Here is a 23,409-nt window from a genome sequence, read left to right as displayed (position 1 = left end):
ATAATAAATAAGATGCATTTTTTAATCTAAAGCGAAATTTCGTCATATTTTAGGCGAAGTATTTTAAGCATGTTGTGCCATTTTTGAACAAAAAGATGAAAAAATTGAAATAACCATTAAAAATTAATATTTTCCTACAAAAAGTTGTTTGGCACAGCTAAAAATCATGGCGATAATAGCAGGCTATATTATCCATTTTTCTGATACCATTTTATGTCACATATTTCTGTACTGCTTAACGAAACAATTGATGCACTTTTGGCAAACCGCCAAACAGGAATATATGTGGATGCAACATTTGGTCGGGGTGGACATACACGTTTATTGCTTTCAAAGTTAGATGAAAATAGCCAAGTGTATGCATTTGATAAAGACCCTCAAGCTTTACAAACAGCGGCTGAATTACAACAACAAGATGCACGCTTTCATATTATTCATGCCAGTTTTGCAGATTTAGAAATAGAGCTACAGCGTAGAGGTATACAACAGGTCGATGGTATTATGGCTGACCTTGGTGTGTCTTCACCACAGCTTGACCAAGCAGAGCGTGGTTTCAGTTTCATGAATAATGGCCCTTTAGATATGCGTATGGATAACTCTAAAGGACAAACAGCAAGACAGTGGCTACTTGATATTGACGAAGAAACTTTGGCCAATACGATTTATAAGTATGGTGAAGAGCGTTACAGTCGCCGTATTGCTAAAGCCATTAAAATGGCAGGTGATATAGAAACCACAGCAGAACTTGCGGAAATTGTAAAAGTAGCGCATCCGAAGTGGGAAAAAAAGAAACATGCTGCCACACGTACTTTCCAAGCGATTCGTATTGCAATTAATAAAGAATTAGATGATGTTGAGGCTTTTTTACCACAAGCGGTCAATATGCTCAAACCCGACGCAAGACTAGCAGTGATTAGCTTTCATTCATTAGAAGACCGTATGATTAAACAATTTATACAAAAAGAGTCGACTTTGCCAGAAGATAGTGGTTGGGGCTTGCCTGTTGTACCAAAAGATACTCGGCGCTTGAAAAAAATTGCCCGTATTTGTGCAAGCCCAGAAGAAGTTAAAGTGAATCCACGTTCACGTAGCGCATGGCTACGAGTGGCCGCAGGGTTGGAACAGCATATAGAAGAATAAGTATGAAAAAAAATATTGCAAATGCCAATTCAGAGCCTAATGTAAACCAAGGTTATAAAAAAGCCATGCTATATGCATTTTTGGTGCTCTTAATTTGCGTGAGTGCAATTATGGTGGTGTTTGAGGTCTTTGAATATCGTCATGACTACCGACAAATGACGGGCTACTTAAAAGAGCAAGATGACTTGAATGCCGAATGGACACGGTTGCTGATTGAGCAACAAACGTTTGGCTCTACGTCTCAAATTGGTACTCGTGCTGTCACACAGTTACGTATGTTCTCACCACCAGCAGCAGAAACGGTTGTGATTGCCTTACCGCCGTTAGAACAGAAAAAATAAGGTTGTGGTATGGCTGAAAAAAAAACGACACATCAAAATAAAGTCACAGCTTCGGTGACACCTAAAGTTGCTCCAATGAGTCAGGAGCGCTTTTATTTTATTTGGTTAGTGGTAGTTGGGTGTTTTATTCTTTTAATTGGCCGAGCTTTTTATGTACAGGTCATTAATAAAGACTTTTTACAAGATAAAGCCAATGCAGTTATTCAGCGTGACCAAACGGTTGAATCTATGCGTGGCGTGATTAGTGATCGTAATGGTGTACCGCTTGCGATTAGTTCACCGATTATGAAAATTGTCATGGATACGGCAGACTATTACGACAATAAAAAGCTCTATGATCAAATGACAGCCCCTTCGGTTGATGGTAAAAAACATAAAGCCAAACAGAAATTACCAGACAAAGATTTTAACTTAGATGAACTTGCAGATCTTGTGGGGATCAGTCGTACAGAATTAAAACAGCGTATGCAAGCACATCCAAAGTCTAGGTATTTGGTTTTAAAAACAGAAGTACCACCACCTGAAGCGGATGTCATTATGGCACGCAACTTTCAAGGGATATATACGGAAAAATCGTATAAACGTTACTATCCGCAGCCACAGCCAAATGCACAGATTATTGGTTTGACCAATAATGATAGTAAAGGTGTAGAAGGCCTTGAAATGAAGCTCAATAATGAGCTTGCAGGTACATCGGGCTTACAAACGACTATTCGAGATAAATTTGGTAATCGGGTCAGAGATCCTGAAATTATTCGTCCTGTCAGTAATGGTAAGAACTTCACTTTGAGTATCGACTCACGTATTCAGTATGTGATGTATAGAGAGCTCACAGCTGCAGGCGTTGCCAATAATGCACGTTCGGCGACAGCTATTGCTGTAGATGTAAAAACAGGTGAAATTTTAGCCATGACCAGTTGGCCATCATATAACCCAAATGATAAAAATGATTTAAGCAATAAAGATGCAATGCGTAACCGTGGCGCAATTGATATGTTTGAGCCTGGTTCAACCATGAAACCTTTTACCATTGCTGCAGCTTTGGAAAGTAATAAATATACACCCGCATCTATTATAGATACTCATCCGGGTTCAATGCGTATTGGTTCGCATACCATTCGAGATACTCATGACCATGGTGTTTTAACACTGGCAGGGGTAATTATTAAATCATCTAATGTGGGTGCTGCAAAAATCGCATTGTCCTTACCAACCACCACTTTACCAACAACATTTAGACGTTTTGGTTTTGGTTCAAAGTCAGCAGTACATTTCCCTGGTGAAAGTGGCGGCTTAATTTTGCCACAAAAATATTTAAATGTTTCTGAAATTGGCACAATGGCATATGGTTATGGCTTAAATGCGACTGTTTTACAGTTGGCTCAAGGTTATGCCATGTTGGCAAATCATGGTAAAGAAATGCCATTATCATTGTATCGTTTAGACAAATTACCTGAAGGTGAACAGGTGTTGTCTCCTAAAATTGCAGACCAAATTGTAAGTATGTTAGAGCAAGTCACACAGCCTGGTGGTACCGCAACACAAGCACAAATACCAGGTTACCGTGTGGGGGGTAAAACTGGGACAGCACATAAATTAAATCCAGATCGTAAAGGGTACTCTACCTCAGAATATCGTGCTTTATTTGCAGGAATTGCACCTATTAGCAACCCACGTGTGGCCATGATTGTTGTGGTTGAAAACCCACAAGGTGCTTATTATGGTGGTGTGGTTGCAGCCCCTGTATTTACCCGTATTATGCAAGAAACATTACGTTTATTAAATGTACCTTTAGATAAACCATTACAGCCAACGAACTTCAAAAAATAAGGTGCTTTTATGTCTATTTGCTTTAAAGATGTATGTAATGTCTCTAGTCATCAAGCTTGGTTAGATCAGCCTTTTCATGGCTTTTGCTTGGATAGTCGTGTTTTAAAATCAGGTCAAATTTTTATTGCGCTCAATAGTTATTCTCAGCCAGAAAAAACAGCTATATTTGCAAAAAATGCAATTGAAAAAGGTGCTTTGGGGGTTGTTTCAGAGTCTAGTATTGATCAAATGGATACGCTGATCATTGCCGATGTACGTCAAAAAATGGGGCAGTGGCAACAACAATACTTACAACACACGTTAAACATTGCGCCTCCGAAAGTCATTGCAGTGACAGGTACTAATGGCAAAACCACTATTTCGCGCTTGGTCGCGGAGCTTTTAACCTTTGCAGGCCATACTGTTGCTGTTATGGGTACGACAGGACACGGCATTTTGCCTCATTTAACCCCATCAACCCACACCACGCTGGATGCCTTACAATTACAGCAATATTTAGCACAATATAAACAACAAGGTGCTGAGTATGTATCTTTAGAGGCGAGCTCTCATGGTTTAGATCAAGGGCGTTTGGTCGGGTGTGATATTGAAGTGGCAATTTATAGTAATTTGAGTCACGACCATTTAGATTACCATCATACCTTTGAGCAATATGCTGCAGCTAAAGCAAAACTATTTTCATTTTCTTCATTGAAAACAGCAATCATTAATATTGATGATGCGTATGCAGAAGTCATGCAAACCGCTGCAAAAAATAACCCTACACAGCCGAAGGTAATTACATATTCGCGTCAGCATCACCATGCTGACCTTTATGTAACACAGGTAGAGTTTGGCTTACATGGTGTGATTTTTAATCTACATAGCCCACAAGGTGTGCTGAGTGTCGTCAGCCCATTACTTGGCCAGTTTAATATTGATAACTTATTGGCCAGTTTAGCCACTGTGTATGCATTAGGGATTGATCTTCGTCAGATAGTTTCTAGGCTTCCTGACTTAATGGGTGCGCCAGGCCGCATGCAAGTCATTGCAGATGCGAATAGAGTGTTTATTGTCGATTATGCGCATACACCAGATGCCTTAGAACAAGCGTTAATCAGCGTTAGAAAGCATGTTGCAGGTAAGCTCTGGGTCGCTTTTGGTTGTGGTGGTGACCGTGACCGTACAAAACGACCAATAATGACCAATATTGCATTGTCGCAAGCCGATGTCGTGATACTCACTTCAGATAATCCAAGAACTGAAAACCTAGCACATATTTTTAATGATATGACCACAGGTATAGATTTTACCTCGCACAGTGCTTATCAAATTGACAATCGCCGTGAAGCGATTACTTATATGGTACAGCATGCACAAGCAGGTGATGTTGTGGTGATTGCAGGAAAAGGCCATGAAAACTACCAAGATATACAAGGCATAAAGCACTTTTTTGATGATACTATTGAAATAAAAACTGCTTTGCAACAAAAAGAAACGATTTCAAAAACATACGTGGCATTGGGATAATAATATGCATACATCAACCACGAGTACCAATACACTTATGCCTTGGTCTGCACAAGATTTAGCGCAAGCGACCCAGGGTATTTGGCATCAGGGGTATTATCCAAATACACCCATTAAACGCATTTTAACTGACTCACGTCATGCTGAATCAGGCGATGCCTTTTTAGCACTCAAAGGCGAGCGTTTCGATGCACATACATTTTTAGCCCAAGTACAGGCACAAGGTTGTAAAGTTGCGATTGTAGAGCAACCAATAGATGGTTTAGATCTTGCTCAACTTGTGGTGGCTGATACACGTTTGGCTTTAGGTCATTTAGGTACATTTCGCCGTCGGGCATGCCATGACTTAAAAGTGTTAGCACTGACAGGTAGTAGTGGTAAAACCACCACCAAAGAAATGCTAGGCAGTATTTTTAGCCAGTTAGCACCTACACTGGTGACTCGAGGTAACTTAAATAATGATTTAGGTGTACCGATGATGTTACTCGAACTCACAGATCAGCATCGTTATGCAGTGATGGAGTTAGGTGCAAATCATCAAGGGGAGATTGATTATACCTCTCATTTGGTTGAACCAGATGTGGCCGGTATTTTAAATATTGGTACAGCACATTTAGGTGAGTTTGGTGGTCGTGAAGGCATTTGCCAAGCCAAGTCGGAAATTTATCAGCACTTAAAATCGAGTGGCTATGCAATTGTTCCTAAAAATGATGACTTTACGGCCAAAATTGAACAAAAAACACAATCTTTTCAGTGTTTAAGTTTTGGTGACGGTGGTGATGTTTTCGCAACAGACATAGCACTACAGCCTGAATCAACATTATTTACGCTACATACACCCAAAGGTGTTATACCCATAGACTTGCCCTTTGCAGGTATACACAATGTGGATAACGCTTTGGCAGCTACGGCATTTGCTTTAGCGCTGGATGTTCCCTTGAATGTGATTGCGCAAGGTTTAGCTTCTGCTGTTGCGGCCAGGGGGCGTTTGAACTTTATTCGTAAAAAACAATACTTATGCATAGATGATACGTATAATGCCAACCCCACATCTATGTTGGCTGCAAGCCATGTGTTAAGCCAACAACAAGGTATGAAAGTCTTGGTCATGGGTGATATTGGTGAGTTGGGAAATACAGCAATTTCTGAGCATCAAAAGTTAGGTAAACAACTATCATACTTTGCAATAGATCATATTGTGGCTATAGGCGAATATTCGCAGGCTGTGAGCATTGCGGCAACTGGGCCTGTACCTGTAGCACACTTTGAAACGCAAGCACAAGCACTACCGTATTTAATTGAAATGATAAAAAAACATCAACCTCAGACCATGAGTTTCCTATTTAAAGGGTCTCGCTTTATGCATATGGAGACGTTGATGGCTGATTTGATGGAGACACTTTAAATGTTGTTATGGTTATTTGAAAGATTGGGCGGATACGACAGTAGCTTTTTAGTCGTGCGCTATCTCACCTTACGTACACTATTGAGTGTCCTTACTTCACTGTTAATTGGATTGTGCTTAGGGCCAATCATGATTAAAAAGCTACGTGCTTTAAAATATGGTCAAGCAGTAAGTACTTTTGCTCCAGAAAACCATGCCCAAAAAATGGGTACACCTACGATGGGTGGCGTACTCATTCTCATGTCGATTGGAATTAGTACTTTACTTTGGGCAGATTTATCGAATCCATATGTTTGGATTGTTTTAGCGGTGATGGTGATCTTTGGTGCTGTAGGTTGGGCAGATGACTGGATTAAAATTCGTTATAAAGACAATGCGGGCCTTCCTGCTCGTAAAAAGTTTTTTTGGACGTCAGTTGGTGCATTAGGTGCAGGTATTGCATTGTACTATATTGCTCAAATACAACCGTCAATGACCACAACACACAATATGCTTGACTTACTTATTCCATTTTTTAAAAACTTAAGTATTCCATTGTCTGCTGTACCGTTGGGTTTAGCTTTTATCGCATTTACTTATTTGGTAATTAATGGGGCATCAAATGCAGTGAACTTAACCGATGGTCTAGATGGCCTTGCCATCATGCCTGTAGTTTTGGTTGCTGCCGGTTTAGGTGTGTTTGCCTATTTGTCTGGGGATGTACGTTTTGCTGGTTATTTACATATTCCTTATGTGAAATATACTTCTGAACTGGTTGTGATCTGTTCTGCTATGGTTGGCGCAGGATTGGCATTTTTATGGTTTAATGCGCACCCCGCACAAATTTTTATGGGTGATGTCGGTGCTTTGGCGCTTGGTGCAATGTTGGGCACGATTGCAGTTATGGTACGTCAAGAAATTGTATTTGCGATTATGGGTGGAGTGTTTGTGATGGAAGCTGTATCTGTTTTCTTACAGATTGGTTCATTGCGCATGCGAAACAAGCGGGTATTTTTAATGGCGCCGCTGCATCATCACTATGAAAAACGGGGCTGGAAAGAAACTCAAGTGGTGATACGTTTTTGGATTGTTACTATTTTCTTAGTGGTCATTGGTCTAATGACGTTAAAATTACGCTAATTATAGGTGTTGTTTAAAAGCTGGCGATTGCCAGCTTTTTATATTGGAGGGTCTTGTGAAAACAGCCAAAGCTTTACCTTTGATGTGTCCTGTATGTCGGCATCAACTTCATTTGTCTGATCAGACATGGCAGTGTGAACAAAAGCATAGTTTTGATGTGGCAAAGCAAGGGTATGTCAATTTACATGTTGTGCAACATAAACATAGTAAAAACCCAGGTGATACAGTAGAGTCGGTAACTGCTCGCCGCGCATTCTTGGCAGAAGGTCATTATGAACCTTTACAGCAAGCTGTTACTGCAATAATTAAAAAATATAAGATCGATTCAGTTCTAGATATTGGGTGTGGTGAAGGGTATTACACCAGTGCCATGCAACACAGTACGTCTCAATGTATAGGCGTTGATATTGCAAAAAATGCGGTGCAACGTGCAGCAAAAACAAACCGTGCCGTGACTTGGGTCGTGGGCACTGGGGCAGTACTCCCGGTGATGGATAATAGTATTGCTTTGTGTAGTAGTTTATTTAGTCCATTACCTATGGGTGAGATGTGTCGTGTATTAAAAGATGAGGGGTACTGTCTTGTTGTGACCCCGGCAAAGAATCATTTGTATGCCATGCGAGAAGCGCTTTTTGAGCAAGTGACATTGCATGAGCCTGATAAAATATTGGCACAATTTGAGCCTTATTTTGACTTGGTGATGCAACAACACCTTGAATATACAGTTAATCTTACACAATCTGCACTTAAACACCTGATTGCCATGACACCGTATGCTTACAAAGCCAAGTTAGATAGACGTTGTGCATTAGAGCAAGTAGAACATTTTGAAGTGACTGCAAGTTTTCAAATTTATTTATTTCAACGCTGTAAACAAACTCTAGAGATCTGCCCAAGCAAAGATTGAGGCAGATCTCATTATTATTTTATTGCACTTGATTAATTAAATTCTCAATATCATCCCCATTGCTTGGACGCTTACCTGTATTTGGTGTACTTGGTTGCACAGGGGGAGTGTCTGCATGGTCTGTATCATTTTGAGGTAAGTCACTAAAGTCACTGCTGTTTTGTGTGGTTTGAATAGTCACAGGTCTGTAGAGTGGTTTTGCACTTGGTGGCAAAGTACGTCCATTGTTTTTATCTTTACTCGGTGGCTGGAGTAAATTATTACTGTCTACATTAATCCATGCATAAGGTGTACCGGCTAAGGCATTTTTCATAAATCCTGACCAAATAGGCAGAGCAGCAACACCACCATACTCGCGTCGTCCTAAAGTTGTTGGTTGGTCAAACCCAACCCAAGCAACAGCCACCAGTTTGCCATTAAAACCAGAGAACCATGCATCTCTGGCATCATTTGTTGTTCCTGTCTTTCCGCCAATGTCATCACGCCCAATCGCAAGTGCTGCACGACCAGTACCGACTTGAATAACGTCGCGTAAAATGTTTGCCATATCAAAGGCAGATTCCGGTTTGATAATACGTTGAGCTTGTCGGTAATCACTACGTTTTGAAATCGGTTGTTCTACAGTTGTTGTACTTTGTTTAAATGCAGCATCATCACTGGTGCCTTGTACATCTGATGGTGTAGTAGAGGCTGTATTTATACAGGAAATACAAGCATATTCAGGATTTGCTTGATAAATGGTTTTACCATAAGCATCTTCAATATGACCGATAAAATAGGGTTCTATACGGTATCCACCATTGGCAAAAGTTGCATATCCTGTTGCCATTTGTATGGGCAATACTTGAGGTGTACCTAGCGCAATGGTGAAATTTCGAGGAATTTGGTTTTCTTGTAGTCCAAAATCCATGAGTAATTGACGGGCATGTTCTACACCAACACTTTGGAGTAAACGTACAGAAACAGTATTACGCGATAAATATAAGGCTCTACGTAAAGGGATAAGCCCTAAATAACGTCCATCGGAGTTCTTAGGGGACCATTTCCCAATGGTAATTGGCGCATCATCGACCATACTGTACGGGGTCATACCACGCTCTAAAGCCAATGCATAAATGAAGGGTTTAATGGTAGAGCCAGGTTGACGCCAGCCTTGTAAAGCACGATTAAATGTAGATTGGTAATAGTTGTAACCACCAACGACGGCCTCAATTGCACCATTATTAGGATTTAGGGCAATTAGCTGTCCTTGGACTTTTGGTATTTGGACTAAAAGCCATGTACTTTTATCGCGACTTTGTCTTAAACGTACAATATCATTCAGCTTTACAATTTGGTTTGCGCGCGTTGGCATTGTCCCAACGCTATTGGCATTTTTATATGGGTGTGCCCATGCCATATTTGACCAAGGTATGGTGACTGTCTTGCCATCTTTAAACTCTGCTTCAAATGTGCTGTTTAAAACTTTAGTCACTTTAGCAGGGTAGGCATCTGCAATGGGGAAAAACTGATTTAAGGGTTTATCATTTGCTTCAGCACCACGCCAGCCATGACGGCGATCGTAGTCTTCAAGGCCTTCTTGTACGGCTTCTTCAGCATATTTTTGACGTTGGCTATTAATTGTTGTATAAATTTTAAAACCAGAGTCAACTGCTTGTTCTCCAAACTTATTTACAATTTCTGCTCGAACCATTTCACCGACATATGGAAATTGAGTACTAATTCCTCTATCTTGCATATCTAAATTTAACGATTCTGTCACAGATTTCTGATATTCTTGTGAGCTAATATAGCCTAATTGTAACATTCGACCTAAAATCCAATTTCTACGTTCAAGTGCTCTGTCTGGATTGGCAACTGGATTGTATTTTGATGGTGCTTTAGGTAGGCCTGCAATCATGGCCATTTGTGCAATGCTAAGTTGATCTAAGCGGTCTTTGTTATAGTAGATTTTTGCAGCCGCTGCGATGCCATAAGCATTTTTGCCTAAGAAAATTTTGTTGACGTACAGCATTAAAATTTCTTGTTTTGTGAGGTTCTCTTCTAACTTGCGAGCAAGAAAGACTTCTGTAAGTTTACGTTTTAGGGTACGCTCAGGGCTTAAGTAGTAGTTTTTAGCCACTTGCATGGTGATGGTTGAACCGCCAGTTTGTACCTCAGAACCTGTGATACTTTCACTGACAGCGCGACCTAAGCCTTTAAAGCTAATACCGCTATGTTCAAAGAAGGAGGAGTCTTCTGCTGCTAAAAATGCATGAATGAACTGAGGAGGAATTTGTTTGTATTCAACGGGAATAGACAGTTTGCCGCCGTACTCTGCAATCAGTTGATGGTCTGCTGTATAAATTTGAATGGGTTTAAGTAAAGGTGCTTTTTTTATCGTACTCATGTCTGGTAGTGATGGTGCAATGTACAAGTACATGCCATAAAATCCCATCGGAATAGCGACAAGAATCATCAAGATAAACAGGAAAAATGGGTAAATTCGACCAGAACAAGAAGTTTTTTTCATATTAACTATGGTTAAAAAATGGGATGGCGAAATTAAAGTATAATCTATGTCATTATATTATGGCGTATTATATACGATTATTGTGCAAATCATATTGAAAGTAGTGTATCGTCAAAAGTTATTACTCTCATAGAAATCATGAGGAAGTGTTGTGCTTAAACTGAATGGTAAACGAAAAAAGGGGTTAGTGGGAGTAGATATTGGTTGCTCCTCTGTAAAATTGTTGGAACTCTCACAAAAAGGTGGGCGTTATAAGGTTGAAAGTTATGCCAAGGTTGCTTTGGCAGAAGGCGTGCTTGTCGACAATAATGTGATAGATGCTGAAGCCTTATCGGATGCTTTACAAGAAGCCGTTGATGTGGGAAATCCTGCGGCTGATTTAGTTGCTTTTTCTTTACCTAATGCACAGGTTATTTATAAAACCTTAGAAATGGATAAAGAGATGAGCGATGAAGAGAGAGAAATACAAATTCGTTTAGATGCAGAACAGTATATTCCCTTCCCTTTAGATGAGGTGAGTCTAGATTTCGAGATTCTGGGTACAAACAAACAGCAGCCAGATCAAGTGTATGTTCGCTTAGTTGCTACTCGAACTGAATATATAGACTCAATGACAGACGCACTGACGTATGCAGGACTAACACCTAAGATTGCAGATGTAGAAAATTTGGTTTTAGAGCGTGCATTTTCTATATTTTCGAGCAATTTGCCTGTGTCTGCGAAGTTGGTTGCAGTGCTTGATGTAGGGCATACAACAACAAATTTTACGGTATTAAGTGAAGGGCGTGTTGTATACACCAAAGAACAAATGTTGGGTGGGAAGCAACTTATTTTAGATGCACAGTACCATTATGGTGGTTTGTCTGATGCAGATGCAACGGCTTTAATTTCTGATCACAGTATGTATGCTGATTATGAAACTGCAATTTTAACGCCATTTAAAGAAGCTATTCTGGATCAAACAACAAGAGCTTTACAATTATTTTTCTCAAGTTCTTCTTACCATAAAATAGACCATATTTTATTGGCAGGTGGTGTTGCGAATTTAAATGGTCTAGCACAATACTTACAAGCAGAGTTGAGCTATCGAGTGACTATAGCTTATCCCTTTTTAAATATGGCGTTTTCTCCTCAAGTAAACGTACAACAGTTTGAACAAGATGCCCCTGCATTAATGCTTGCATTAGGTGTAGCCCTTCGGAGTTTCGATTGATGTCAAAAATAAATCTACTGCCTTGGCGTGATGAAGTCCGTGAGCAAAAGAAAAAAACATTTATTTTAGTATCTGTACTTATGGCATGTTTGGGGTTAAGTCTTGTTGCGGTCACTTGGTTTTTCTTAAATCAGCAAAGAACAGATCAAGAACAAGCAAACCAGCTTATTTTAGCAAAAAATGAGCAAATTGATGCACAGTTAAAGTCTTTAAATGGCTTGCAAGAACAAAGACAAGCCATTGTTGACCGTATGGGGCTTATTCAAAACTTACAGGCTCAACGTCCCGTTTCTGTGCGGCTTGTAGATGAATTGGTTCGCGTGATTCCGCCACAAGTTTATTTGACACGTTTCACTCGTACAGGTGAATCGCTTGTCATTGAAGGTAGAGCAGATAACCCAAATACTGTTGCAGAGTTGATTCGTAAGATGGGTGGTTCAGTATGGTTTCGTAATGTTTTTATGAGCTCATTTATTACGAACGATAAAGATATTTCAACAAATATACAAACATCAATTTTACCTAGAGCTGAAGAGCGATATGGAAGCTTTGTTGTGACTGCAAACATTGGAAGTATTGCACAGCCAATTTCTGCAAACACGCAACAAGGGGGGCAATAAAATGGCTGATCAAGATTTTTTAGTTGATTTTGATGATAAAGCAACCAAGAAAAAACGCTCAATACAAGGTTTTTTCGACCAGTTTAGATCACTAGATGCGAATAACTATGGTGCTTGGCCTGTAGTTGTAAAGGTGACCAGTTGGATCTTTATTGTCATCTTTATTGGAATTTTAGGCTATTTTGTATTCATTGTTTCTGTTATAGAAGATACATCTTCAGCACGGGCGCAAGAAGCCAACTTGCTGAATGAGTATCAGCAAAAAGAGTCTAAATTACGTAACTCACAAAATTATAAAAAACAATTGACAACCATGCGAGCAGGTTTTGAGCAGCAATTGCAGCAATTACCTAAAGAATCTGAGATTGCGGGACTTGTTGAAGATATTAACACGACAGGTTTAAAAGCTGGGTTAAAACTCAAAAATATTCGTTTAGAAGGTGAGATGAGCCAAGCCTTTTTTGTTGAACAGCCCATCACTATTGAAGCCACAGGTGACTACCATTCTTTTGCTCGGTTTGTGAGCGATTTGGCTGTACTTTCACGTATTGTCACAGTGGGTGATTTCTCTATTACGGCAGTTGAAAGCAAAAATGGTAAAGTTGATGTACCTGAACTAAATTACGTGATCAAAGCAAAAACGTATCGCTATTTAGGTGATGTACAACCCATGACAAACCAAAAGGCGGGAGGCTAATTCAAAATGAACCATCGCTTAATGTACTGTGCTATGACTGTATTGTTGATTTCGGGTTGTGATTCCAGGGTTGATTATGTCGAAGCTGAGATGAGTCATATACAGCAACAGCCACCGTTACCATTACCAGCTGCCCCCGTGTTCGATAAAGTGCCACAATTTGAATATGCAGCTCAAGGCTTGAGAAGCCCTTTTTTACAAAGTTCTTTATTCACTGAGCTGAAGGTACGTGCTGGTAAAAAAGTATCACCAAACCCTGCACATGTTGCACAGCCTCTTGAATTATATCCGCTAGAGTCTTTACTTATGCGAGGTGTATTACAAGACAGTGGCAAAATGTCTGCTTTAATCCAAGCACCAGATAAGCAGGTTTATCGTATTAGTGTCGGTAGCTATATGGGCTTGAATCAAGGACGTGTTGTGACATTAACACCAGAGCGAATCCAGTTAATTGAAATTGTATCTGATGGTCAAGGTGGCTATGTAGAGCGACCAAGAACGTTAGTTTTGGTTGGCCAAAATGCTTAGCGAGTTAGAGAAACGTATTAGACAGAATGAAATATTGTGGGGAATAAACGAATGAAGTATTCAAGAATGTATCGACTCCTGATGGGGGTGATTCTTTTTAGTAGTAGTTTATCTGCGGTGCAATTGGCGCAAGCACTTGCAATCACAAGTGTGACTGCAACTGATCAAGGCAACCAAAACAGTGAAGTTCGTATTGTATTTGATGGTGCACCCATAGACCCTAAAGCATATCAAGTTGGGCAAACACCAAAGCTTATTTTAGACTTTCCTAAAACGGAACTAAAAGTGACTGCTGCACAACTTGCAAAATTACATACGAATCAACTTGATCGTGTGGAACTGCTTTCACAAAACCAACAATCTCGTTTAAGTTTAGACTTAAAATCAAATGCACAATTTTCTTCTCGTATTGAAGGTTCAACATATATATTAAGCGTGACACCTAAAGGTTCGAGCACACCAATAACTACACCAATGCAAGCAACAACGCCTACCCAAACATTAGCTAAGCGTTTGGCACAAGGTGTTGCAAATATTGGATTTCAGCGTAGTGAAAAAGGTGACGGTCAAATTGTAATTGACTTATTAGATGGTCACACACCCATTGATATTCAGCAACGCAGCAACTATGTTGTGATTCGTTTGATTGGAAATAAAATTCCAACGCATCTTGTTCAACGTATGGATGTTAATGATTTTGCAACACCTGTTAGTACAGTAGATAGTTTTAATGATGGGGCTAATGGCATTATTGAAATTAAAAATACAGGAAATTTCGATTATAAAGCCTACCAAGCTGAAAAGAAGCTGACTATTAATGTGGCACGTAAAGACAATACTGTAGACAAATCACTCAATGAGCCTAAATATACAGGGCGTAAATTATCTCTAGATTTTCAAGACATAGAAATTAGACGTGTACTACAGGTTTTATCTGATTTTTCAGGGGTAAATATTATTGCAGCCGATAATGTACAAGGAAATATTACTTTACGGCTCAAAGATGTCCCTTCAGATCAGGCTCTAGATTTGATTTTAAAAGCGAAAAACTTATCTAAAAAGCAAATTGGTCAAGTGGTGTGGGTTATGCCTACAGTAGATATGATTAAAGCTGATGAGGATGAGGCTAAGCTGAAATCTCAACAAAGTAGAGATGTCCAGCTACAAACTGAATTTATTCAATTAAACTATATTAAAGTCAAAGATCTCGAAGAAATATTTGATTTAAAGAATAAAGGTCAAGACCGAAAAGAAAATAATCCTTTATTGACGCCACGAGGTTCAGCAGTTCTTGATCCTCGAACGAATACCATTGTTTTAACAGATACACCTGAAAAAATTAAAGAAGTGAGAAAGCTATTTAAACAGCTTGATACAGCGGTTAGGCAGGTAATGGTAGAAGCACGCATTGTGCGTACTGAAACAAACTTTAGTAAAGAGCTTGGGGTGAATTGGAGCTTATCACAACAGACATCTACGTCAGGTTGGGATAACGGTAAAATTACGCGCTCAATTTCAGCAGGTGTTGATTTAGGCACGACAACAAATTACGGTTCACTGTCTTTAGGGTTACTCCGTTTAGGCAGTAATATGCTTGATTTAAAATTAGCTGCATCACAAAGTGATGGGCAAAGTGAAATTTTATCTACGCCAAAAGTGATGACCGGTGATAATCAAGAAGCAACGATTCGCTCTGGGCAAAAAATACCATTTGCAACGACTAGCGGTAATAATGGTACTACGGTGACCTTTCAAGACGCTGTGCTCGAACTTAAAGTGACGCCGGGTATTACTCCAGATGGAAAAATACAAATGAAACTGAATATTTCGAAAGATTCACTTGGTGTATTAACGACTGCAGGTTATGCCATAGATACCAATGAATTGAAAACCAATGTACTCGTTTCAGATGGTGAAACCGTTGTGTTAGGTGGTTTATATGAAAATACCTCGATTAATCAAACGAATAAAGTACCATTGTTAGGCGATTTACCTGGTGTGGGTCATTTATTTAAAAATAATACCAAGTCAGATACTAAGCGAGAGCTACTGATTTTCATTACACCACGAATTATTAATGACACATTTTAAAGAAATCATTAATATAAGTAGTATAGATCGAAAATAATAGGTAGCACCTTGCCAAAACAAGCAATTGACACCCTACCAAATATCTATTTGGTAGGGCCTATGGGCGCTGGAAAAACCACAGTTGGGCGTCACCTTGCCGAAATTTTGGGGCGTGAGTTTGTAGATAGTGATCATGAAATTGAAGAGAAAACAGGGGCATCGATTCCGTGGATTTTCGAAAAAGAAGGTGAAACTGGCTTCCGCCAACGAGAAAAACAGATTTTAGAAGAACTCACACAACTAGGTAATTTAGTTTTGGCAACAGGTGGTGGTGCGATCACCCAGCAAGATAACCGCCATGTGTTGAGAACAAGAGGTATTGTTATCTATTTATTTGCACCTGTTGAAATACAGTTGCAAAGAACATATAGAGACAAAAATCGCCCACTTCTGCAAGTAGAATATCCTGAAAAAAAGCTACAAGAACTCTTGAAAGTAAGAGACCCCTTATACAAAGAAGTTGCTCATTATATTGTTGATACCCATAATGGAGCTGCTCGAGATTTAGCTTACCAAATTTTGAGTAATATTCTTGAAAACCCACAGATTTAATAATGAACAGTAATTGGTTGAAATGATGCAAACACTATACGTTGAACTTGGTGAACGTCGCTATCCTATCTATATTGGTAGTCAACTTGATATTGCAACACTGTTATCGCCATATTTGCCGAATAAACAAGTGATGATCGTCACCAATGATACCGTTGCTCCATTATATGCAAAAACCTATGAGGATGCATTGCAACATTTAGGTAAGACGACGGCGACTTGTATTTTGCCAGATGGTGAACGATATAAAAATATTGAATGTCTAAATCTAATCTTTGATGCACTGCTTAGAGAAGGGTTTAATAGAGACTGTACAGTACTTGCTCTAGGTGGTGGTGTCATTGGTGATATGGCAGGTTTTGCAGCAGCGAGTTTTCAAAGAGGTGTTGATTTTATTCAAGTACCTACAACATTATTGTCACAAGTTGACTCAAGCGTAGGTGGGAAAACGGGAATCAATCATCCTTTAGGCAAAAATATGATTGGTGCATTTAAGCAACCCAATATTGTTTTTGCAGATATGGCACAGTTAAAAACACTACCTTTACGCGAGTTGTCTGCAGGTCTTGCTGAAATTATTAAGTATGCACTCCTTGGTGATATCGACTTTTTAATCTGGCTAGAAAGTAATATAGATGAGCTTGTTGCAGGTGATGAAGAAAAGTTAGCAGAAGCGGTATACCGTTCTTGTGCACATAAAGCACGTATTGTGGCCAACGATGAAAAAGAACATGGAGAAAGGGCACTTTTAAATTTAGGTCACACATTTGGTCATGCGATTGAATCATATTTAGGTTATGGTACATGGTTACATGGAGAGGCGATCGCTGTGGGTATGGTCATGGCTGCAGATTTATCGTGTCAAATGGGGCTTATCTCAGCTGAAGACGTAGAGCGAGTTAAACACATTTTTCAGCGTGCTAAATTACCTATTCGATGCCCAAATATTCCAATAGATGACTTTTTAAATTATATGTCACATGATAAAAAAGTACTGAATGGTTCAATACGTTTAATTTTACTTAAAAGTATTGGTGAAGCATTTATTACAAATCGCTTTGACATAAATATGATGAAGCAAGCCATACTCAATCATTTAGAACAATAGAGTGCATATATGTCTAGTCCTCACGCTACTACAAAATCTCGTTTAAAACCGTGGTCATTGTTTATTGTTGGTGGCGTGTGTCTAGCGGGGGCTTTACTCATCATGTCATTGGCTCAGCCTCCCGTACATGTTGAAAAAGACCATGATGATACAGAGATTGTGTATCCTACATTTCAGGTAGAACAGGTTGCAGCAGTACCCAACTTAGGTGTACTGACTGATCAAGTAAGGCCATTACAGCAAACAACCCGTGTTGTTACATCGGGTTTGCATGAGCCTGAGTTTAGAGGCACAAAATTTATTGTTGACTATCGTAATCGATACAGTATTCAAATTGTACAAATTGGTAAAGAAGACATTATTAAAAACTTCTTACAGCAAAGAGTAGACCGTAAAGATTTTATTTATATTCGGCTTACTAACCAAAATCAACCTGAACGTTATGTACTTTTATATGGTATTTATGATGGAGAACAAGAGGCGAAAGCTGTATTGTCTCGACTCAATTTAAAATTACCCACCTCAATTAAACCCAGTGTTGAAAAGGTTGCAAATTATGCACCTTATGTCAACGATATGGGGGCAGATGAGGGTACAGAAGTAAGCAAGCTATATGATGTACGCTTGACCAGTGCGCCATTACCTAAAGTCGTGTTACCTGTGCTTAACCCTGTACCAGATATCTCATCTACAACAGAAACGAATGAAGCAAGTACGCAAAAAACCATGCCTTTAAGTGAACATTAAAATTAAAACTGCACTGTAAAAAAATTGAAAAACCTAATAATGGGTACAACTTTAGTCGCACTCAGTCATGATTTTGTGCTTAAAATTTTTTATAAAAAGACATGCATTTTTTGTATCTAAAAATCATTGTTAATTTTTTTGGCACCATATTTGTGCAACTTTTAAATAGTTAAACTCATTCTTATATGTTTTAAGTATTTGATATTTATTTTAAAATAATTAATTTAATGTTTGGCATATATATTGCTTATAATGGTGCGAAAAGCTTCAATTTGGTGATCTGTGGTCCAAATTGAAGCCAAAGAGCTTGCGATTGTTTTTTATGATGATGACGATTCACTACATACATTCTTGCAATTTTATGTATGGGCAGTCGTACAAAACAAGATATGCTATTTGAACGAGCTTTAAAATTTAGCCCACGTGTGTTCTCACAAGCCACAAGCTGCCGATAAAAGTCGCAAAAAAAATTTCTTAAGTGTGTTGCTCTTTAGAGCGAATTGATAGAAGGGTCCGCTATGCATATGCCATCGCTAAACACTGTAGCCCCCGCTCAAGGTTTATATCAACCTGATGAGTTCAAGGATAATTGTGGTTTTGGTTTAATTGCCCATATGAAAGGCAACGAAAGTCATGACTTAGTAAAAACAGCAATACATAGTTTAAGCTGTATGACACATCGTGGTGGTATTGCCGCAGATGGTAAAACAGGTGACGGATGTGGTCTACTTTTGGCCATGCCAAAAGACTTTTTCCGTAGTGAAGCCAAAAAAATTAGTGATATTACCCTGAGTGAAATCTTTGCTGTGGGTTCAGTATTTTTAAGTTTAGATGAAACGATTGCACAGCATGCACGCCATATTCTTACTAAAGAAGTTGAAGAAGAAGGTTTACGTGTTATTGGTTGGCGTGAAGTCCCTATTAATTTAGATGTTCTAGGTGAAATTGCATTACAGTCACTGCCACGTTTTGAACAAATATTTGTGAATTGCCCAATGGGTGTGACTGAGCCAGAGTTTAATCGTAAGCTCTTTTTGGCACGTCGCAGAGCAGAACAATTATTACGTTCAGATAGTGATTTTTACGTCACGACATTGTGTTCTACAGTCATTAGTTATAAAGGCTTAATGATGCCTGCAGCGATTGCTGATTTCTACACAGATTTAGCCAATGAAGATTTAAAATCACATATTGCTGTATTTCACCAACGTTTTTCGACCAACACATTGCCACGTTGGCCTCTTGCGCAACCCTTTCGCTATTTAGCACACAATGGTGAAATTAATACCATTACTGCAAACCGCAATTGGGCCAGTGCACGTACACCAAAATTTGAAAATCCACTACTTCCAGGGTTATCTGAACTAGATCCGATTGTGAACCGTACAGGTTCTGACTCATCAAGCCTAGATAATATGCTTGAGATTTTGATTGGCGGTGGTATGGACTTGTTCCGTGCTTTACGCATGCTTGTACCACCTGCATGGCAAAATGTTGAAAACTTGGATGCGGACTTACGCGCATTTTATGAGTTTAACTCTAAGCATATGGAAGCATGGGACGGCCCTGCTGGCTTAGTAATTCAAGATGGTCGTCATGCGATTTGTATGCTAGACCGTAATGGTTTGCGTCCTGCACGTTGGGTCATTACTAAAAATGACTACATTACACTTGCATCTGAAATTGGTGTCTGGGGATATAAGCCTGAAGATGTGGTATCTAAAGGTCGTGTTGGTCCGGGTCAAATTTTAGTGGTGGATACCTTTACAGGTAAACTTCTTGAAACTGAAGATGTAAGCAACCACCTGAAACGTATGCGTCCGTACCGCCAATGGTTACGTGAAAATGCTGTACGTTTACAAGCAAGTCCGCAGCTTGAAGAACATTTGATTGATAAAGGTCTAAGCGGTGAACAGCTTAAGACGGCACAAAAAATGTTTATGGTGACGTTTGAAGAGCGTGACCAAGTCTTGTGCCCAATCGCTGAAAATGGCCAAGAAGCAGTTGGTTCAATGGGTGACGATACCCCAATGGCTGTACTTTCAAAACAAGTACGCCATGTGACTGACTATTTTAGACAACAATTTGCTCAAGTGACCAATCCACCGATTGACCCATTACGTGAGTCAATTGTGATGTCACTTGAAACTTGTTTAGGGCGTGAGCAAAACGTTTTTGAGCAAGGGCCAGAGCATGCAGATCGTTTAATTATTGCGAGCCCTGTTTTATCTAATTCAAAAATGCACCAGCTCAGAACGATTGGTCGTAAAGGTTATGAAGCTGCTGAAATAGATTTAAATTATGATATCTCAGAAGGTTTAAAAGCAGCCATTCAACGTATTTGTGAAGAGTCAGCACAAGCGATTCGTGATGGTAAAACATTACTGATTATTTCAGATAAAAAAATTCGCACAGGCTATTTGCCAGCCAATGCGGCAATGGTGACAGGTGCGATACACCACCACTTAATTAAAGTTGGTTTACGTACAGATGCTAATATTATTGTAGAAACGGGAATCGCACGTGATCCGCATCAAATTGCTGTCATTTTAGGTTTTGGCGCAACTGCAATTTACCCATATCTTGCATATGATGTAATTAATGATCTTGTGGCGAAAGGCGAATTATTGGGTGATCCACTTCAAGCACAAAATAATTTCCGTAAAGGAATAGATAAAGGCTTACTCAAAGTTTTATCTAAAATGGGAATCTCAACTGTTGCATCTTATCGTGGTGGGCAGTTGTTTGAAGCCGTTGGTTTGGCCAATGAAGTGGTTGATCTGTGCTTCCTTGGTGTACCAAGCCGTATACAAGGTGCGACCTTTGTTGATTTAGAAAATGACCAAAAAATCTTGGCAGAATTGGCATGGAAAACCCGTAAACCAATTGACCAAGGGGGACTACTGAAATTTGTATTTGGCAAGGAATATCATGCGTTTAACCCAGATGTGATTAACACGTTGCATCAAGCAGTACGTTCAGGAGATTACCAAGACTTTAAAGCGTATGCTGAGCTTGTGAATAGCCGTCCAATCGCAACGATTCGTGATTTACTTAAAGTAAAAACTGATCATCCAATTTCAATTAATGACGTAGAAGATATTAGTCAAATTTTACCTCGTTTTGACTCTGCGGGTATGTCAATTGGTGCATTGTCACCCGAAGCACACGAAGCCATTGCAACAGCCATGAACACCATGGGTGGGCGTTCAAACTCTGGTGAGGGTGGTGAAGATCCCGCACGTTACGGTACGATTCGTAATTCAAAAATCAAGCAAATTGCATCTGGCCGTTTTGGTGTCACACCGGAATACCTCATGTCTGCTGAAGTCCTGCAAATTAAAGTCGCACAAGGGGCAAAACCAGGTGAAGGTGGTCAGTTACCGGGTGGTAAAGTGAATCCATTGATTGCTCGCTTACGTTATGCAGTACCGGGTGTGACGCTCATTTCACCACCACCACACCATGATATTTATTCGATTGAAGATTTATCACAGCTTATTTTTGACTTAAAACAAGTCAATCCAAAAGCTATGGTATCGGTAAAGTTAGTTTCTGAGCCGGGTGTTGGGACCATTGCTGCAGGTGTGGCCAAAGCTTATGCCGATTTTATTACCATTTCTGGGTATGATGGTGGTACGGCTGCATCACCATTATCGTCTATTCACCATGCAGGGTCGCCGTGGGAATTAGGGTTGGCTGAAGCACATCAAGCGTTACGTGTGAATGACTTACGTGGCAAGGTGCGTGTACAAACCGATGGTGGTCTAAAAACAGGCTTAGATGTAGTAAAAGCAGCGATTCTAGGGGCTGAAAGTTTTGGTTTTGGTTCAACACCAATGATCGCTTTAGGCTGTAAATACTTACGAATTTGTCACTTGAATAACTGTGCAACTGGTGTTGCGACACAGCAAGATCATTTGCGTAAAGATCATTACATTGGTGAGCCAGAAATGCTCATTAACTTCTTCAAATTTATTGCAGAAGAAACGAGAGAGTGGTTGGCCGCACTGGGTGTGAGTCAGCTAAAAGACCTCATTGGTCGTGTAGATTTACTAGAAATGTTACCGGGTGAAACAGATAAGCATCGTCATATTGACTTGAGTCCACTGTTACAGTCACACCCTTCAGCAGAAGGCAAAGCGCAATACTGCGTACAACAAGGTAATCCACCATTTGACCAAGGCCTATTGGCTGAAAGAATGGTCGAAGAAATGAAGCCAGCGATTGAATCGGCTACAGGTGGTGAGTTCCACTTTAAAGTAGGTAACTGTGACCGTTCGATTGGTGCAAGAATTTCTGGTGAAATTGCGAGTCGTCATGGTAACTTGGGCATGGAAAGTTATCCTGTTGTCATGAATCTTCATGGCACAGCAGGGCAATCACTTGGCGTATGGAATGCAGGCGGTTTACATATTCGTTTAGAAGGTGATGCCAACGATTACGTCGGTAAGGGTATGGCAGGTGGTAAACTGTCGATCTTCCCACCAAAAGGCTCGCCATTCCAAACCCAAACCACAGCTATTATTGGTAATACCTGTTTGTACGGTGCAACGGGTGGTAAAGTCTATGCTGCAGGTACTGCCGGCGAGCGTTTTGCAGTACGTAACTCAGGTGCATTTGCCGTAATTGAGGGTGCAGGCGACCACTGTTGTGAATATATGACCGGTGGTGTCGTGACTATTCTAGGCAAAGTAGGCTATAACTTTGGTGCGGGCATGACAGGTGGTTTTGCTTACGTACTGGATTTGGAAAATGATTTTGTTGACCGTTATAATCATGAGTTAATTGACTTAACACGTATTTCGACTGAGTCAATGGAAGAGCATCAAGCCAATTTGTTACGTATTTTAGACGAACACATTAAAGAAACAGGAAGTGCGTGGGCATATAAGATTCGCCATGAGTTTGACTTTTATAGCCGAAAATTTTGGTTGGTTAAACCCAAAGCTGCAAACTTACTCACGTTGTTAAAAGCAACACAAGCCGACCCACAGTAAATTGAATCTTGATTGAACAGGCAGGTATGAATGGTCAGCCACCATTCATAC

At 39.8% G+C, this 23,409-nt stretch carries 17 protein-coding genes; 16 read left to right on the top strand and 1 reads right to left on the bottom strand.

The window, feature by feature from the left end; genetic code table 11:
* The first annotated feature begins 213 nt into the window (after positions 1–213).
* The 7 genes from rsmH (at position 214) to BLS38_RS00905 (ending at position 8,251) form a co-directional block, all read left to right on the top strand.
* Positions 214–1,140 carry a 16S rRNA (cytosine(1402)-N(4))-methyltransferase RsmH gene (gene rsmH / locus BLS38_RS00935; protein WP_092746458.1) on the top strand — a complete coding sequence of 309 codons (927 nt, stop codon included), beginning with the start codon at positions 214–216 and terminating at the stop codon, positions 1,138–1,140.
* Positions 1,141–1,142: 2 nt separating this feature from the next.
* Entirely contained in the window at positions 1,143–1,481 is a 339-nt protein-coding gene (ftsL, locus tag BLS38_RS00930; protein WP_092746457.1) for a cell division protein FtsL, read from the top strand.
* A 9-nt stretch (positions 1,482–1,490) separates the two neighbouring features.
* Complete coding sequence (gene ftsI, locus BLS38_RS00925; RefSeq protein ID WP_092746456.1) at positions 1,491–3,311, top strand: penicillin-binding protein PBP3; 1,821 nt, start codon at positions 1,491–1,493, stop codon at positions 3,309–3,311.
* Positions 3,312–3,320: 9 nt separating this feature from the next.
* Complete coding sequence (locus BLS38_RS00920) at positions 3,321–4,820, top strand: UDP-N-acetylmuramoyl-L-alanyl-D-glutamate--2,6-diaminopimelate ligase (RefSeq protein ID WP_092746455.1); 1,500 nt, start codon at positions 3,321–3,323, stop codon at positions 4,818–4,820.
* 4 nt (positions 4,821–4,824) lie between these two features.
* Positions 4,825–6,225, top strand: a complete 1,401-nt coding sequence (locus tag BLS38_RS00915; protein ID WP_092746454.1) for a UDP-N-acetylmuramoyl-tripeptide--D-alanyl-D-alanine ligase — start codon at positions 4,825–4,827, stop codon at positions 6,223–6,225.
* On the top strand, positions 6,226–7,344 hold the full coding sequence (gene mraY / locus BLS38_RS00910) for a phospho-N-acetylmuramoyl-pentapeptide-transferase (protein ID WP_092746453.1): 1,119 nt from the start codon (positions 6,226–6,228) through the stop codon (positions 7,342–7,344).
* Positions 7,345–7,426: 82 nt separating this feature from the next.
* The gene (locus BLS38_RS00905; protein ID WP_092746685.1) at positions 7,427–8,251 is read left to right on the top strand and encodes a putative RNA methyltransferase; all 825 of its coding nucleotides are present in this window, start codon (positions 7,427–7,429) and stop codon (positions 8,249–8,251) included.
* 19 nt (positions 8,252–8,270) lie between these two features.
* On the opposite strand, the gene BLS38_RS00900 is transcribed toward BLS38_RS00905, so the two are convergent.
* Positions 8,271–10,763 (bottom strand): penicillin-binding protein 1A, encoded by a 2,493-nt coding sequence (locus BLS38_RS00900; RefSeq protein WP_092746452.1) that lies wholly within the window; start codon positions 10,761–10,763, stop codon positions 8,271–8,273.
* Between the two features lie 151 nt (positions 10,764–10,914).
* On the opposite strand from BLS38_RS00900, the gene pilM reads away from it, so the two are divergent.
* The 9 genes from pilM to gltB all read left to right on the top strand — a co-directional run bounded on the left by pilM (position 10,915) and on the right by gltB (position 23,358).
* Entirely contained in the window at positions 10,915–11,976 is a 1,062-nt protein-coding gene (gene pilM, locus BLS38_RS00895) for a type IV pilus assembly protein PilM (protein ID WP_092746451.1), read from the top strand.
* Entirely contained in the window at positions 11,976–12,596 is a 621-nt protein-coding gene (locus BLS38_RS00890) for a PilN domain-containing protein (RefSeq protein ID WP_092746450.1), read from the top strand. The genes pilM and BLS38_RS00890 overlap by 1 nt, the downstream gene beginning before the upstream one ends.
* Before the next feature lies 1 nt (position 12,597).
* Positions 12,598–13,293 (top strand): type IV pilus inner membrane component PilO, encoded by a 696-nt coding sequence (locus BLS38_RS00885; RefSeq protein ID WP_092746449.1) that lies wholly within the window; start codon positions 12,598–12,600, stop codon positions 13,291–13,293.
* A 6-nt stretch (positions 13,294–13,299) separates the two neighbouring features.
* A complete protein-coding gene (locus tag BLS38_RS00880; RefSeq protein ID WP_092746448.1) occupies positions 13,300–13,821 on the top strand; it encodes a pilus assembly protein PilP in 522 nt (173 codons plus the stop codon).
* 51 nt (positions 13,822–13,872) lie between these two features.
* Positions 13,873–15,912, top strand: coding sequence for a type IV pilus secretin PilQ (locus BLS38_RS00875; RefSeq protein ID WP_244518100.1), 2,040 nt, complete (start codon positions 13,873–13,875; stop codon positions 15,910–15,912).
* 33 nt (positions 15,913–15,945) lie between these two features.
* Positions 15,946–16,503 (top strand): shikimate kinase AroK, encoded by a 558-nt coding sequence (gene aroK / locus BLS38_RS00870; protein WP_425283442.1) that lies wholly within the window; start codon positions 15,946–15,948, stop codon positions 16,501–16,503.
* A 25-nt stretch (positions 16,504–16,528) separates the two neighbouring features.
* Positions 16,529–17,611, top strand: a complete 1,083-nt coding sequence (aroB, locus tag BLS38_RS00865) for a 3-dehydroquinate synthase (RefSeq protein ID WP_092746445.1) — start codon at positions 16,529–16,531, stop codon at positions 17,609–17,611.
* A 9-nt stretch (positions 17,612–17,620) separates the two neighbouring features.
* Positions 17,621–18,358, top strand: a complete 738-nt coding sequence (locus BLS38_RS00860; RefSeq protein ID WP_092746444.1) for a hypothetical protein — start codon at positions 17,621–17,623, stop codon at positions 18,356–18,358.
* A gap of 524 nt (positions 18,359–18,882) precedes the next feature.
* The gene (gene gltB / locus BLS38_RS00855) at positions 18,883–23,358 is read left to right on the top strand and encodes a glutamate synthase large subunit (protein WP_171258512.1); all 4,476 of its coding nucleotides are present in this window, start codon (positions 18,883–18,885) and stop codon (positions 23,356–23,358) included.
* Positions 23,359–23,409 lie beyond the last annotated feature (51 nt).

The sequence above is a fragment of the Acinetobacter boissieri genome (assembly GCF_900096955.1).
Lineage (GTDB): Bacteria > Pseudomonadota > Gammaproteobacteria > Pseudomonadales > Moraxellaceae > Acinetobacter > Acinetobacter boissieri.
The sequence above is the reverse complement of the archived record's forward strand: the minus strand, read 5'-3'. Positions and strand labels throughout refer to the sequence as shown.